This window comes from Streptococcus porcinus (genome assembly GCF_900475415.1).
In the GTDB taxonomy this organism is placed as follows: domain Bacteria; phylum Bacillota; class Bacilli; order Lactobacillales; family Streptococcaceae; genus Streptococcus; species Streptococcus porcinus.
The window spans coordinates 852,830-866,841 of the sequence record NZ_LS483388.1 but is presented as its reverse complement, the minus strand read 5'-3'; the positions used below and the strand labels follow the sequence as shown (position 1 = coordinate 866,841).

The 14,012-nt window shown below is 37.5% G+C and carries 13 protein-coding genes; 1 reads left to right on the top strand and 12 read right to left on the bottom strand.

Features of this window, described 5'->3' with window-relative positions; genetic code table 11:
• Positions 1-44 precede the first annotated feature (44 nt).
• Positions 45-1,421: a tRNA uridine-5-carboxymethylaminomethyl(34) synthesis GTPase MnmE gene (gene mnmE / locus DQM45_RS04310; RefSeq protein WP_003083143.1), complete on the top strand. Its 1,377-nt coding sequence runs from the start codon at positions 45-47 to the stop codon at positions 1,419-1,421.
• Between the two features lie 93 nt (positions 1,422-1,514).
• Here the strand turns inward: mnmE and pepV are convergent, their stop codons facing one another.
• From pepV to DQM45_RS04250, 12 genes are all read right to left on the bottom strand, one after another.
• Positions 1,515-2,918: a dipeptidase PepV gene (pepV, locus tag DQM45_RS04305; RefSeq protein WP_003082711.1), complete on the bottom strand. Its 1,404-nt coding sequence runs from the start codon at positions 2,916-2,918 to the stop codon at positions 1,515-1,517.
• 119 nt (positions 2,919-3,037) lie between these two features.
• Complete coding sequence (locus tag DQM45_RS04300; protein WP_003086080.1) at positions 3,038-3,640, bottom strand: nitroreductase family protein; 603 nt, start codon at positions 3,638-3,640, stop codon at positions 3,038-3,040.
• A 91-nt stretch (positions 3,641-3,731) separates the two neighbouring features.
• Complete coding sequence (gene uvrC / locus DQM45_RS04295; protein ID WP_003083971.1) at positions 3,732-5,525, bottom strand: excinuclease ABC subunit UvrC; 1,794 nt, start codon at positions 5,523-5,525, stop codon at positions 3,732-3,734.
• 54 nt (positions 5,526-5,579) lie between these two features.
• Entirely contained in the window at positions 5,580-6,389 is an 810-nt protein-coding gene (locus DQM45_RS04290) for a Cof-type HAD-IIB family hydrolase (protein WP_003083158.1), read from the bottom strand.
• Positions 6,390-6,455: 66 nt separating this feature from the next.
• Positions 6,456-7,829 (bottom strand): NAD-dependent succinate-semialdehyde dehydrogenase, encoded by a 1,374-nt coding sequence (locus DQM45_RS04285; RefSeq protein WP_003083464.1) that lies wholly within the window; start codon positions 7,827-7,829, stop codon positions 6,456-6,458.
• A 189-nt stretch (positions 7,830-8,018) separates the two neighbouring features.
• The gene (locus DQM45_RS04280; RefSeq protein ID WP_003082639.1) at positions 8,019-8,717 is read right to left on the bottom strand and encodes a YjjG family noncanonical pyrimidine nucleotidase; all 699 of its coding nucleotides are present in this window, start codon (positions 8,715-8,717) and stop codon (positions 8,019-8,021) included.
• Positions 8,718-8,934: 217 nt separating this feature from the next.
• Positions 8,935-9,333 (bottom strand): DoxX family protein, encoded by a 399-nt coding sequence (locus DQM45_RS04275; RefSeq protein WP_003085152.1) that lies wholly within the window; start codon positions 9,331-9,333, stop codon positions 8,935-8,937.
• Positions 9,334-9,522: 189 nt separating this feature from the next.
• The gene (locus tag DQM45_RS04270; RefSeq protein WP_003085049.1) at positions 9,523-10,140 is read right to left on the bottom strand and encodes a hypothetical protein; all 618 of its coding nucleotides are present in this window, start codon (positions 10,138-10,140) and stop codon (positions 9,523-9,525) included.
• A 76-nt stretch (positions 10,141-10,216) separates the two neighbouring features.
• Positions 10,217-11,401 (bottom strand): alpha/beta hydrolase, encoded by a 1,185-nt coding sequence (locus DQM45_RS04265; protein ID WP_003085691.1) that lies wholly within the window; start codon positions 11,399-11,401, stop codon positions 10,217-10,219.
• A 138-nt stretch (positions 11,402-11,539) separates the two neighbouring features.
• Positions 11,540-12,559: a YeiH family protein gene (locus DQM45_RS04260; protein WP_003084624.1), complete on the bottom strand. Its 1,020-nt coding sequence runs from the start codon at positions 12,557-12,559 to the stop codon at positions 11,540-11,542.
• A gap of 91 nt (positions 12,560-12,650) precedes the next feature.
• Positions 12,651-13,637 carry an aldo/keto reductase gene (locus DQM45_RS04255; RefSeq protein WP_003086120.1) on the bottom strand — a complete coding sequence of 329 codons (987 nt, stop codon included), beginning with the start codon at positions 13,635-13,637 and terminating at the stop codon, positions 12,651-12,653.
• Positions 13,638-13,679: 42 nt separating this feature from the next.
• The gene (locus DQM45_RS04250; protein ID WP_003083496.1) at positions 13,680-14,003 is read right to left on the bottom strand and encodes a carboxymuconolactone decarboxylase family protein; all 324 of its coding nucleotides are present in this window, start codon (positions 14,001-14,003) and stop codon (positions 13,680-13,682) included.
• Between the last annotated feature and the right edge of the window lie 9 nt (positions 14,004-14,012).

The following is a 14,012-nucleotide window of genomic DNA, read 5'->3' as shown; positions in this document are numbered from 1 at the left end:
ACCAAAGCCTTGCTTTCTAAACTGACTTATTCTAAAATAAAGGAATGAGTATAACTAAAGAATTTGACACCATTACAGCAATTTCAACCCCACTAGGGGAAGGAGCAATTGGAATTGTTCGTTTATCAGGAACAGATGCCCTTAATATCGCAAATAAAGTCTTCAAAGGCAAAAATTTACACGAGGTAGCTTCTCATACTATCAACTATGGTCACATTATTAATCCAGCTAATCAAGAAATCCTTGATGAAGTTATGGTGACTGTCATGTTGGCTCCTAAAACTTTTACTAGAGAAGATGTCATCGAAATAAATACCCATGGGGGCATTGCTGTTACCAATGAAATTTTGCAGCTCTTAATCAAACAAGGGGCTCGTATGGCTGAGCCCGGAGAATTTACAAAAAGAGCCTTTTTGAATGGCCGTGTCGATTTAACACAGGCTGAGGCTGTTATGGATATCATTCGAGCAAAAACAGATAAGGCAATGAACATTGCTGTTAAACAACTAGACGGCTCCCTATCAGAGCTGATTAACAATACCCGACAAGAAATTCTCAATACCTTAGCTCAAGTTGAAGTTAATATTGATTATCCTGAATATGATGATGTTGAAGAAATGACAACAGCATTACTACGCGAAAAAACCCAAGAATTTCAAGCTCTACTTGAAAATCTACTGCGCACAGCAAGACGCGGCAAGATATTACGCGAAGGCCTCTCTACCGCTATCATTGGCCGTCCTAACGTTGGGAAATCTAGTCTCTTAAACAATTTATTGCGTGAGGATAAAGCAATTGTTACTGATATTGCTGGAACTACACGGGATGTGATTGAGGAATATGTCAATATCAAAGGTGTCCCCCTTAAACTCATTGATACCGCCGGAATTCGGGATACAGATGATCTCGTTGAGAAAATTGGTGTTGAGCGTTCTAAAAAGGCTCTAAAGGAAGCTGACTTAGTTCTCTTAGTTCTTAATGCTTCAGAACCCTTGACCCTCCAAGACCGAACCTTACTAGAATTAAGCCAAGAAAGCAATCGCCTTATTTTACTTAACAAGACTGATTTGCCAGAAAGAATTGAAACTGACCAGCTACCCTCAGACTTTATCCCTATTTCTGTCTTGCATCATAAAAATATTGATATGATTGAAGACCGCATTAATCAACTCTTCTTTGATAATGCAGGCTTGGTAGAGCAAGATGCCACCTATCTCTCTAATGCCCGCCATATTTCACTCATCGAGCAAGCTCTTCAAAGTTTACAAGCTGTTAATGACGGCCTCGAAATGGGCATGCCAGTGGACCTTCTGCAAGTAGATCTGACTAGGACATGGGAAATTTTAGGAGAAATAACTGGCGATGCCGCACCGGATGAACTCATCACCCAACTTTTCAGTCAATTCTGTCTCGGAAAATAATCTTTTGAAGTTAACCCGTAAGCAAAAATGACTGTATAGGAAAAAGAACAAATTTCCTATTAAATAATAAAAGGAGCCTTAAGGCTCCTTTTATTATTTAATTAATTCATAGATAGCTTCAGCATAAATCGCAGCTGATCTATAGATATTCTCTAATGGCATATATTCATTCGCTTGGTGCATAGTATTTTCATCACCAGGGAACATCGCTCCAAATGCTACACCACGTTTAAGGAGACGTCCAAATGTTCCGCCACCAATAACCTGTTCATAGCCTTTAAGCCCTGTTTGTTTTTCATACACCTTAAGTAGGGTTGCAACCAATTCATCATCCATCGGCACATAATGTGGCACGTGTTCATGGCTAGATAAGGTCACTTCTTTAATTCCTTTAAGTTGTTCAAGACCTACCTTAAGAACTTGAGCATCAATTCCTTTTGGATAGCGGAAGTTTAAGGCAATTGTATTATCATCTGAAGCCTTATCAAAATTAAAGACACCAGCATTCATACTTAAAGAACCCATTTTATCATCAGTATAAGCTAACCCAAGTTTTTTAGCATCAAAATCTTCATGTAATGTTATACCAGCAATGCGTAAGAAAGCTTCAGCAGGCCCTTCAAATGAGAACTGACTCAAGAATTTAGCTAAAAGTGTAGCCCCATTGATACCTAACTCAGGTGTCGAACCATGAGCTGACTTACCAATGATTGTTACTTCTATTTCTTGACCATGATCTTTAAGCTCACCTTCTACTCGATGTTCAGCTAAAAATTGTTCAAATGCTGCCGACAAGACATTAAAGGGATGGGCTGATTCTATTAAAGCGGTAGCTGACTCTGGAACCATATTTTCACGTAAACCACCTTCAAAACGGTTTAAGACAAATGCACCGCTATTTTCCCCACTAAAATGAAGATATTCAGTAATATTTCCTTTTTCGCCATTGATAATTGGGAATTCAGCGTCAGGTGAGAAACCGAAGTCTGGATCTTTTAACCCATTATGAGCAAAGTAATAATCCATGTCACCCCAACCAGATTCTTCATCAGTACCAACAACAAAACGAACCTTTTTAGAAACTGGTAAACCTAACTCTTTAATGATTTTCAAAGCATAGTAACAAGCCAAGGTCGGTCCCTTATCATCTGAAGAGCCACGCGCATAAATTCTATCGTCTTTGATAACTGGTTCATAAGGATCAGTATCCCAACCGCTACCAGCAGGGACAACATCTAAATGACCGAATATACCGAGAACTTCTTCTCCTTCTCCAAATTCGAAATCACCAGCGTAATTATCAATATTACGTGTTTTATAGCCATCACGCTCAGCCATAGCTAGAAAATGCTCTAAGGCTCTGACAGGACCTGGCCCAAATGGGTGTTTGTCGTCAGCTAAGGAATCATCTCTTTCTGAATTAATTCGAAGTAAATGAATTAAGTCTTCAAGCATCGCTTCCTTACGGCTTTCAACTTCAGCTTTAAAATCAATCATCAATTATTCTCCTTCATCTCTAAAAAGGTAAATAAGTTGTATCATCTACAACTTACTTATCTTTGATTATCCAATTAATACTGTTATTATAACACGTTTGAACAGAATTTTCTCTGCCTTTAACGACGTTCAATTAATTCATCAACTGGTAAACGGTAGCTTGGTTCAATCACATCATCAGTGTAACCAACAGTAATCAAAATTTCTGGACGAAAACGCTTGTCAATGTCTAAGATCTCATTGGTTTTTGTTTTGTCAAAACCTAGAATCATGTTAGAAGCGATACGCTGATCAGTCAAAGCTAAGACTAAATTCATAGCAACCAGACCAGAATTAAATGATAGGTATTCTGCCTTTTCAAGCTCATCAAATTTAGCATAACGTGGTGGCAGAGTTTCCATATAATAACCAATCAAATCATCAGGAAGTGATTTCACACCAATTCGTGCTATCTTCCGAGATCTTTGAATCAAATCAGTATCCGAAAAAAGTGCCACAACATACTGAGCTTGCTCAATCTGTACTTTATTACCAAGAACCATATCTTTAGCTAATTCGGCTTTTTTATCTTCAACAACAACAAACTTCCAAGGTTGAATATTATTAGCACTAGGAGCTAAAGTAGCAATCTCAATTGCTGTTCGCAAATCCTTATAGTCAACGGGTTTATCATTAAAGGACTTGACAGCATGTCTTTTTTTGTTTAATTCGAGAAATTTCATAGACAAAATTCCAATCTGTTTAAAGTATTTTCAAACTTTATTCTACCATATTTTAGGTCATTTGACTTTTTAAAAAGCCATTTACTACTAATTAGTGTTTCCTCTCTGCCTCCTTATTGGCAAAGGATGCCAGTAAAGACTCTGCCACTTTTTGAGGAATTCCTAAAGAGGTAATATCATCTAAGCTAGCTTGACTAATGGCTGTTAGACTCTTAAAATGTTTCAACAATGCTTGCTTGCGCTTTGGACCAAGACCATCAATCCCATCCAATTTTGAAGAGAATGAATTCTTAATTCGTACTTGACGGTGGAAGGTAATAGCAAAGCGGTGAACTTCATCCTGAATCCGATGAAGCAAGAAAAATGCTTCTGAGTTTCTCGGCAAATCAATAACAGCTAGCGGATCACCAAACAGCAATTCCTGTGTCTGATGCTTATCATTTTTTTGCAAACCAGCAATAGGAATGGAAAGACCTAGTTGGCGATGAACCACATCTTTTGCAATATTGACCTGACCAGGACCACCATCAATGATAATCAAATCAGGTGCGACCAAATCATCTTTTAAAACACGACTATAACGTCGATAAATCACTTCACGCATACTAGCATAGTCATCTGGACCCTGTACCGTTTTAATTTTATATTTACGGTAGTCTTGCTTGCTGGCCTTACCATCCACAAACACCACCATTGCAGCGACAGGACTTGTTCCTTGAATGTTAGAGTTGTCAAAAGCTTCAATTCTTTCAGGACGAGCTATCCCCATGAGTTGACCGAGACTTTCAATTGCCCCTTGAGTCTTCTTCAAATCTTTCTCCAGAAGGTCGAATTTTTGTTGCAGGCTAACACGGGCATTTTTTGTTGCCAATGCAACCAGTTGTTTCTTTTCTCCCCTTTGGGGTTTGATAACTTTAGTGGGAACAATTGCTTCAACCAATTCCTGATCCACCTCTGAAGGGATAAAGATTTCGCTTGGGATAAAGTGCCTTTTATCCTGATAAAATTGACCTATGTAAGTCAAAAAATCATCCTCTGCATTATTATAGTAAGGAAACATATTCACATCCCGCTGAATAAGTTTTCCTTGACGAACAAAAAAAACTTGCACGCACATCCAACCTTTATCCACATAGTAACCAAAGATATCACGGTCTTTTAAATCCTTGCTCATAATCCGTTGCTTGGTCCGAAGTTTAGCTATCCCAGAAATTAAATCACGAAATTCCGCAGCCCGCTCAAATTCCATATTCTCAGCAGCAACAGTCATTTTTTCCTTTAAGTTATCAACAATTTTATCATCCTTACCATTTAGAAAAAGCTTAACATCTTCAACTAATCCGTCCCAGTAAGCTTTATCAGTATGACAAATTGTATGAGCGTTACATTGGCCTAAATGGTAGTAAAAACAAACTTTATTGACTGGATTGGTACATTTCTTAAAAGGGAAAATCCGATCAAGAAGCTTTTTAACTTCATTTGCTGTATAGGAATCTGGGTAAGGGCCAAAATAAAGACCATCATTCTTTTTAATTTGACGCGTAATCAATAAGCGTGGAAAAATCTCATTCGTAATTTTGATAAAAGGATAGGACTTATCATCCTTGAGTTTAATATTATACTTAGGCATATTCTTTTGGATTAAATTAATTTCCAAAAGTAGAGCCTCAGTATTTGACCCTGTCACTATAAATTCAAAATCAGCAATCTCTGACACCAACATCTCGGTTTTAGTATCATGACTTCCTCTAAAATAGGAGCGAACACGATTTCGGAGATTTTTAGCTTTTCCGACATAAATAATTGTGCCGTTTTTATCTTTGTGCAAATAGCATCCAGGACTATCTGGTAGCAATTCTAATTTGTGTTTAATCAGTTCATTCATGTCCTTATTTTACCAAATTTTTACACTTTTAACTCTAAAAAGGCTGATCCTATTTTAAATACCCATAAGTTTTTCCATAACTGCCATCACACCACAATCGTCATTACTTGAAGTGATAAAAGATGCTGCTTCTTTAACCTTCTCAGCCGCATTCATCATCGCATATGAATTGTCAGTCATAGTCAACATTTCTAAATCGTTCTGACTATCTCCAAAAGCAACTAAGTTTTTGGGCGATAGCTTCCAATAATCAAGTAAAAACCTCAAAGCACTTCCTTTATTGATATCTTTACCAATAACATCAACATTCCCATTACCCGTTTCTACCGCTAAAACCCGTCCATCTAAACGAATATTCAAGGACTCAACAATTGCTTGCGTCTCAGAAATAGAGCTATTGAAAGAAAATTTTAGGATATTGTCAGCAGGCAGAGCTTTAAAAGACTCAATAATTACTAGTTCAGTATAGTAAAGAGAAAACATCTCCTTATCAGCTGCGCTAGCAGAATCTAAGATATAAGCAGATTTTTCTCCGCATGCTAGAGCTCGATGAGCTAGCTTATTAGCATAAAGGTAATCAATCAAAACACTAACAATATCATTATTCAATGGGAAGGTTTTCAGAAGTTGTCCTTTATCAACAATATAGGCCCCATTTTCTCCAACAATGGTCATCTTATCAGCATAGCCAGGGAAAAATTCTCTAATCTGATAATACTGATTACCACTAATTGCTACAAAATGCTTTTGCTGAGCATCGATTTTTTCAAAAAGATGAGCAAAACGCTGACGATCATAATCGTGCTGACTGTTTAAGAATGTCCCATCCATATCGGTAGCGAAGACTTTGATGTCCACAAGCATCTCCTTTCCTTAAAAAGAAGGCTTAAAAGTTTCCCTTTAAGCCTTAATTTATTTTAGCCAACTATCTTATTTTTTGGGTGTGTAGATTAAGTGTTCGTTGACAAATGCGTTGAAGCCTAATTCACTCAACTCACGGCCGTAACCTGAATTTTTAATGCCTCCAAATGGAAGTTCTGGAAGTGAAGCCCAACCTGAATTGATGAAGGACATCCCAGTTTCAATTTTAGCGGCTACAGCTTCTGCGTGTTCTTTATTACTACTGAAGATTGTTCCACCTAGACCATAATTAGAATCATTTGCTACTTCAATAGCTTCTTCTTCTGAAGCCACCTTGTAGATTTCACCAACAGGGCCAAAGATTTCTTGGTAGTAGATTGGGTTATCTTTTGTCAAACCAGAAATGATGGTTGGCATAACAAAGTTACCTGGGTGATCAATGGCTTCACCACCGTAAACTAATTCAGCGCCCTTATCGACAGCTAATTTAATTTGAGCAAGAACATCTTCTTTAGCTTGAGCTGATGACAATGGTGCCAAAGTTGTTTCTGGATCCATTGGGTCACCCCATTTAGCTGTTTTAAAGACTTTAGTCAATAATTCTTTAAAACGGTCATAGTCTTTTTCAAGGACGATAAAACGTTTTGAAGAAGTACATACTTGACCAGCATTGTATAGCCGTGAGAAGAAAAGCACTTTTTCTAATTCATCCCAATCAGCATCATCAAGGACGATAAAGGCATCATCGCCTCCTAGTTCAAGCGTCGTTTTTTTCAAGTTTTTACCTGCTTCTTCCGCAATGGATGCACCACCACGCTCAGAGCCTGTTAAGCAGACACCGACGATACGTTTGTCAGCAATAATTGTTGAAACTTGATCATAAGAGACAAAGAGGTTAGTGAAAGCTCCTTTTTCAGCTCCTGCTTCAATAACTAACTCTTCAAAAGATTGAGCAGACCACGGACAGATTGAAGCATGTTTTAAAACCATTGGATTACCAACGATAAAGTTTGGCGCAAACACTCGCATGATTTGATAATATGGGAAGTTCCATGGCTCAACTGCAAGAACAACACCTGTAGATTGTTTGATATAGTATGCTTCACCTGTATCAGTAGCTAGTGGCGTTGCTTCTAAGAACTTATCAGCATTATCAGCGTAGTAGTCAGCAATATCAGCACAGAGTTCAATTTCACCTTGAGCCTCAGTGAAAAGTTTCCCCATATCTTTAGTCAAGATTTCCGCATATTTGTCACGGTCACGACGTAAAATACTAGCGACTTCATGTAATTGCTCTTTACGATCTTCTAAATGGTCTTCCTGACGCCATTTTTTATAAAGTTTGTGAGCTGTCTCAAGCACTTCTTCTAATTGTGCATCACTAGTGTTCTCATATTCTTTAAGAACTTCATTTGTAAAAGGGTAAATTGTTTTATACGCCATAATAAGCCTCCTTTTGTTATTAATTAAAGTCTATCAGAAAATGATACCGATTTCAAAAAAACGCTATGGAAATCTAATATTTTCTAAAACATTTTAAATTTACCAAAAAACAATTGCTAATAGAGTCTCTTCTTATCTAAAAAAAGACAGCGCGAGCTGTCTCAAATATAACTTTATTCTTTTAATAAGCTATTTGTCATCCACATGAAGAATGGTTAGTAATTCTTGATAGTTATGTACTTGATAGGTCGGCAGAACAGAACTTTTATTTTCTAATTGCTTGGGGTTATACCAAACTGTATCAATACCAGCGTTTATCCCACCTTGAATATCAGCAGTTAGACTATCGCCAATCATTAATGCCTCTGCGGGATTATAGTTTGGAATTTGTTCTCCTATCCAGTCATAAAAAAATTTATCCGGCTTTTGACTGCCAGAAGCTTCTGAAACAAAAATCTTTTCAAAATATTCTGCTAGGCCTGCTTTTTTCAAACGACTAGTTTGAATCTGACTAAGGCCATTAGTCGCCGCATAAATAGCAAAACCATTTACTTTCAAGGTCTCTAATAAGGCTTTGGCACCAGGATAGCTTTGCCCTTGATTTTGAAGATGGGCCTGATATCTTTCGGCTAGATAGATACCATCGACTGTTCGACCAAAATGTTCAAACAATTTAGTGAAACGGGTATTAACTAGCTCTTTTTTGCTTAGTAATTTAAGCTCTAATCCTTTCCACATTGCTTTGTTCATAGATTTATAGTAATCTTTATAACTTTGAATATCTACTACTTTACATTCTTCCAATAAGGCTGTTAAGGCGATATCTTCTGCCTTATCGAAGTCTAGTAGGGTATGATCAAGGTCAAATAATAAAAATCGATATGTCATAGAAATCCTTTCAAAAGATTATTGAGCGAAATTGCAACTATTATAACATAAAAAAACAATGAAATCCTTCAGAATAATAGCTTTCTTCATGTCAATAAGAAGTCTCCATCAATCTCCTAGTCATTTAGTAGCATTTCAGTTGCTAATTCCAATCCATAGTCGATTATTTCATATTAAAAGAGGACTTTTTAAAAGCCCTCTTTCTTATACTTATTTGCTAATTGTTGGCTTTTTTTGACAAGAAATTATCAAGAGCTAACGTACCACTCCCTGTGAAAACAAAAAGGAAGAATACAAAGGCATATAAAGCTGCTAGTTCCCCTTTATTGACAGAAGGTAAGAAAACGTTTCCTGCTAGGCCATGAAACATAAAATAAGCAACTGCCATTTGCCCAGAAAGGATAAAGGAAGCTATACGCGTTCCAAGTCCGATCATAATTAATAAACCTGCACCTAATTCAATTAATCCACCAATTCCCACTAACGATGCTAGAGGAACTTTGCCTCCAAAAAGTCCAAAAACTTTATCCAAACCATGACACATAATCATGTAACCTGATACAATCCTTAATAATGAAATAGCATAGGGTTGTAAGTGATTCAATTTTTCTTTCATAAATGACTCCTCCTAAAGCAGTTATGTTATTACTAACTATTAATAGTTTGATATCTAGTTTACCTAATTTTTAAAATATTTGCAACCTTTCTGGATAATTTTCAGAAAAGTTAGAACTTCAACTAGCACCACTTCTTATTTTTTACTGTCCAACAAAAAAGTAGCCCAGTTCAACTAAGCTACTTCTTGTTATGAATGATATTTAATAATTTCAACTCGACTTATGGAGTTGCCGTTCATTTTATCAACTCTCAAAGCCAGATTATCTAAATAGACAATGGAGCCCACTGAGATGGTTCTATCATCAGCCTCTAGCTTGCGAGCCATAAAACTGCAGAGAGTATCCTCTTTTTCACCTGGAATATTGGTCCGTGCTAAGATATTAATCATTTTCAGTTTATAACTACCACGAACAATCATATGAGCTGCATTATCCATCCGCACAAAGAGATACCTACGGATAGCAAATAAAACAGCTACAGCGATGATACCAAAAAGAAAGTTCAACATATTAGGATGATCGACAATCAACTGACGAGTCAAAGCAAAGAGAAGAACTTCAATCACCGTTTGAGGGCTAGGATTCGAAATCATCTTTATCAACTCGATACCAACTGCTAAGGCCATTGCTCTCGCTAGAACTAAATCAAATAATTCTAGATCATCTACGCTACTTGACATAAAGCCCGTCATATCTTTTAAAAGCGAAAAGGCAAAGAAAACCATGGCTAGCATCAGGATGAAGGACAAAATCATCTCTAGATAGTCTGAAACTTCTTTTTCAAATTCTTGTAAATATTTTCTCACAAAATCTCCTTTTTGATACTGGTAAGTAGCCTTGAATATAGTTTTATTCTAACATAATTAACTGTTAGAAAGTAGTTTAGTGCTTATGGTCCCCTGCCTTTTCAGGGTAAGTTTTGAACCAATCTTTACTAAGGTTTAAATAAGCCTGACTCCCTAGGTTACCATTAATCCGATCATAGGCATGATTAGTAAAAGGAATGATGACCAGTTTATTTGGAATCTTCTTTTCTTTCAAAACTTCGGCTAAATGGTAAGTAGGTTCCTGAGGAACCAAGGTATCACGTTGTCCCGCCATTAGCAAGGTTGGCGGACTTTGGGACGAAATGGCATTTTTTGGCGTTAGTTGAGCATATTTTTTAGGTAACTGATCCGGACGCCCCCCTAAATAAGACACAACCATATACTTGGCAATATCTCCCTTAACTAGGTCACTATTCTCGTAAAAAGCTTTTGGACTAGCTACAGGATAAGAAACGGCTACCGCTGATATCTTAGGTAGTCTAGTGCCATCTGCCCATTTGTAGGTGCCACTATTAATTTTATAAGAGAGCTCTAGAGCTAAATTACCACCAGCTGAAACTCCTGTCGTATATAAACGTTCAGTGGAACCACCATAATTTTCAATGTTGTTAGCAATCCAAGCAAAGCCTTTAGTTAATTGCTTTTCTGTAGTATCGGATAGGTGCCGATGTTTATTAGAAAGATCATAGTCTAAACTAACCACTACGTAATTATCTTTGGCAAAACTTTTCCAATAATAAGAATGAGAAGAACGATGCCCTGCAATCCAGCCACCACCATGAATATAAACGAGGACCGGCTTATTTTTAATCTCATTTTCCTTATAATAGACGTTTAGTTTAACATCACCTAATTCTGAGCTACTATAAGTCTTAACATCCACAGAAATTCCTGAGGTCTCCTCTACCTGATAGGAATTTAAAAAAGAAATCCTGCCACCCAGCTGGTTAACATGGGTCTGAATCATAATAATGATATAAATCCCCATAATTAAACTCAGAGAAGCAATAATGGCATTGGAAAGATGCCACTTGCTCTTTTTATGGGTTAATAACATATATAAACTAATCAAACATAAAATAAATAAGAGAGGAAGCCATACTCGAACATAGGGCACTGTATAATGGTTAGCAATGGAACCAAGGTAGGGAATGGGAAATAAAGTTGCCACGTTAAAGATAAAAACCGTAAAGACAATGACTTCTAAACTAAAAAAGACCACCTTCTTAAGGACAGTCATCAGACCCACCTCCTTCATATAAAATCTTTCTATCATTAATAGACTATCAAAAGTTCAGAGCTCCTGCAAGTCTTGGCATGACCTTACAAATAAAAGTGCACCTAAAAAACTAGCCATTTTTTCAATGACTAGTTTAAACTACCAAACTCCCAGTAAAATTTGCATAAGAAGGCTGACACAAGTAATTGCGCACCAACAGGCAGCACCCAAGATAATGGCTTTCCCACCACTTTTAACCAATTTAACCAAATTGGTATTGAGACCAATAGCTGCCATAGCCATGACAATGAAAAATTTTGAGAGTGTTTTTAAGCCTTCAAATAAAGCTAGATGAATACCTAGAGCTGATACCAGAGTTGTCACCAGCGAAGCCATTAAAAAAAAGAGAACAAAAGTAGGAAATGCTTTCTTCCAACTAAAATTATTCTGAGCCGGTGAATGTTTCTCTTTTCTAACGTTATGGGAGGCTAATCCTAGAGTGATAGGAATAATAGCTAGCGTCCGCGTTAATTTAACAATGGTTGCTTCATCCAAAGTATTAGCCTGGTGCAAAGCATCCCATGAAGCTGCCGTTGCAGTTACTGATGAGGTATCATTAACAGCTGTCCCTGCAAAGAGGGCAAAGCCATGATTAGACAAACCTAGCAGTTGCCCTAAGCTTGGAAAGAGCATAGCGGCAATGATGTTAAAAAGAAAAATGACAGAGATAGCCTTTGCAATCTCATCATCTTTAGCACCAATAACTGGTGCTGTTGCGGCAATAGCTGAACCCCCACAAATAGATGAACCAACCCCAACTAAAGTTGCTGTATGGACATCAATCCTTAATGCTTTTTGTAAGAAAAAAGCAACAAGTAATGCTGTCACGATAGTCGAAATAATAATAGGTAATGAAGAAAGACCAACTTTCACAACTTGTGTCAAATTAAGTCCAAATCCTAAAAGAACCACCGCTATTTGTAAAATATATTTAGAGGTAAAGCCTATCCCAGCTTGTCCTTTCTCACGACTGTGGTAAAAGAAAGCCACAAGCATACCTAACAAAATCCCAAAAACAGGACCACCGATAATAGGCAGAACTTGACCTAAAATCCAAGCCGGAACAGCAATCATCAAACAGATGAGAATACCCGGAACCTTCTTCTGGATTGATAACATAGAGCCTCCTTTTCTGCAGACTATTATAAAACTTTTACTAAAGATTGTAAAATGTAAAAAAAGTCTTGCAGATTTGCAAGACTAGTGATCATTAGATGGCACCGACAATTTTATGAGGCAAGTATTTCTCATCCAAAAACTCGATTTCCTCTGGCGTCAATGTCAAGTTAAAGGCGCCTATAAAATCATCCAAATATTTTTCTTTCGTTACACCAACGATTGGGGAGTGAATTCCTTTTTGCCAGAGCCATGCCAAGGCAACCTGAGCTCGACTAATCCCACGCGCATCAGCCACTTGGGCAACCCGCTTCACGATTTCTTTATCTTGCTCTTGTGTCTTATCATATTTTGACATAGCCGTCTGATCCGTTTTACTCCTAGCCGTGTCCGCATCCCAATCACGAACGACGCGGCCTGCTGCTAGAGGACTATAAGGAACCAGGGCTACACCTGAATCTTGACAATAAGGTATCATCTCACGCTCATCTTCACGATATAGCATATTGTAATGGTTCTGCATTACGGAAAACTTGGTCCAACCATTTTTTTCAGCTATATTTTGGGCTTTTTGGAATTGCCAAGCATACATAGCCGATGCCCCCAAATAATAAACTTTCCCAGCCCTCACTAAATCATTCAAGGCCGACATGGTCTCCTCAATAGGTGTAGTATAATCCCAACGATGGATGTAGAGTAAATCAATATAATCGATACCTAAACGTTCCAGACTAGCATTGACCTGATTAAAAATTGCTTTCCGAGACAAACCCTTGGTATTACGACCTTCATGTTGACCATCACCAAAGAAGAGTTTTGTCGCAATAATTATCTCCTCACGATCAGCAAAATCTCTAATAGCACGTCCCAAATATTCCTCACTCGTCCCTGAAGCGTAAGTATTTGCTGTATCAAAGAAATTGATGCCCATATCTAAGGCCTTCTTGATAATCTTGCGACTAGCTTCTTCATCTAATAACCATCCTGAATGAAAGCCTTTACTAGCATCTCCAAAACTCATACAGCCTAAACACAGTTTTGATACTTCTAAACCTGTTTGTCCTAATCTAATATATTCCACTATAAACCTCCTTCAAAAAGATATGATAATGACTTCTAAATGCTATGTTTCTGACCAAATAACTTTAGCACGGTTAAAAGCAGACCAAGCTTTTGGCCAACCAACATAAAAAGCAATATGAGTTATTATCTCTGAAATTTCTTCGTTTGTAACGCCGTTAGCTTTGGCACGTTGTAAATGGTGATCTAACTGTTCCAAGTTACCACCCGAAATAAGAGCTGATACTGTTACTATCGAACGGATTTTAGCTGATAGTTCTGCTTCACGCGACCAGATTTGACCAAATAGCATATCATCATTGCATTCTGCAAATATAGGAGCAAAGTCACCCAAAATGTCACGGCCTGCTGTCACTTTTTCCACCATTAGAAACCT

What these genes read in the sequence shown, in the direction of transcription:
- DQM45_RS04250 (WP_003083496.1), bottom strand. Translation starts at nt 14,003, where the DNA reads ATGGTGGAAAAAGTGACAGCAGGCCGTGACATTTTGGGTGACTTTGCT.
- uvrC (WP_003083971.1), bottom strand. Translation starts at nt 5,525, where the DNA reads ATGAATGAACTGATTAAACACAAATTAGAATTGCTACCAGATAGTCCT.
- DQM45_RS04260 (WP_003084624.1), bottom strand. Translation starts at nt 12,559, where the DNA reads ATGTTATCAATCCAGAAGAAGGTTCCGGGTATTCTCATCTGTTTGATG.
- DQM45_RS04275 (WP_003085152.1), bottom strand. Translation starts at nt 9,333, where the DNA reads ATGAAAGAAAAATTGAATCACTTACAACCCTATGCTATTTCATTATTA.
- DQM45_RS04300 (WP_003086080.1), bottom strand. Translation starts at nt 3,640, where the DNA reads ATGAAATTTCTCGAATTAAACAAAAAAAGACATGCTGTCAAGTCCTTT.
- DQM45_RS04290 (WP_003083158.1), bottom strand. Translation starts at nt 6,389, where the DNA reads ATGCTTGTGGACATCAAAGTCTTCGCTACCGATATGGATGGGACATTC.
- DQM45_RS04285 (WP_003083464.1), bottom strand. Translation starts at nt 7,829, where the DNA reads ATGGCGTATAAAACAATTTACCCTTTTACAAATGAAGTTCTTAAAGAA.
- DQM45_RS04280 (WP_003082639.1), bottom strand. Translation starts at nt 8,717, where the DNA reads ATGACATATCGATTTTTATTATTTGACCTTGATCATACCCTACTAGAC.
- mnmE (WP_003083143.1), top strand. Translation starts at nt 45, where the DNA reads ATGAGTATAACTAAAGAATTTGACACCATTACAGCAATTTCAACCCCA.
- DQM45_RS04265 (WP_003085691.1), bottom strand. Translation starts at nt 11,401, where the DNA reads ATGACTGTCCTTAAGAAGGTGGTCTTTTTTAGTTTAGAAGTCATTGTC.
- pepV (WP_003082711.1), bottom strand. Translation starts at nt 2,918, where the DNA reads ATGATTGATTTTAAAGCTGAAGTTGAAAGCCGTAAGGAAGCGATGCTT.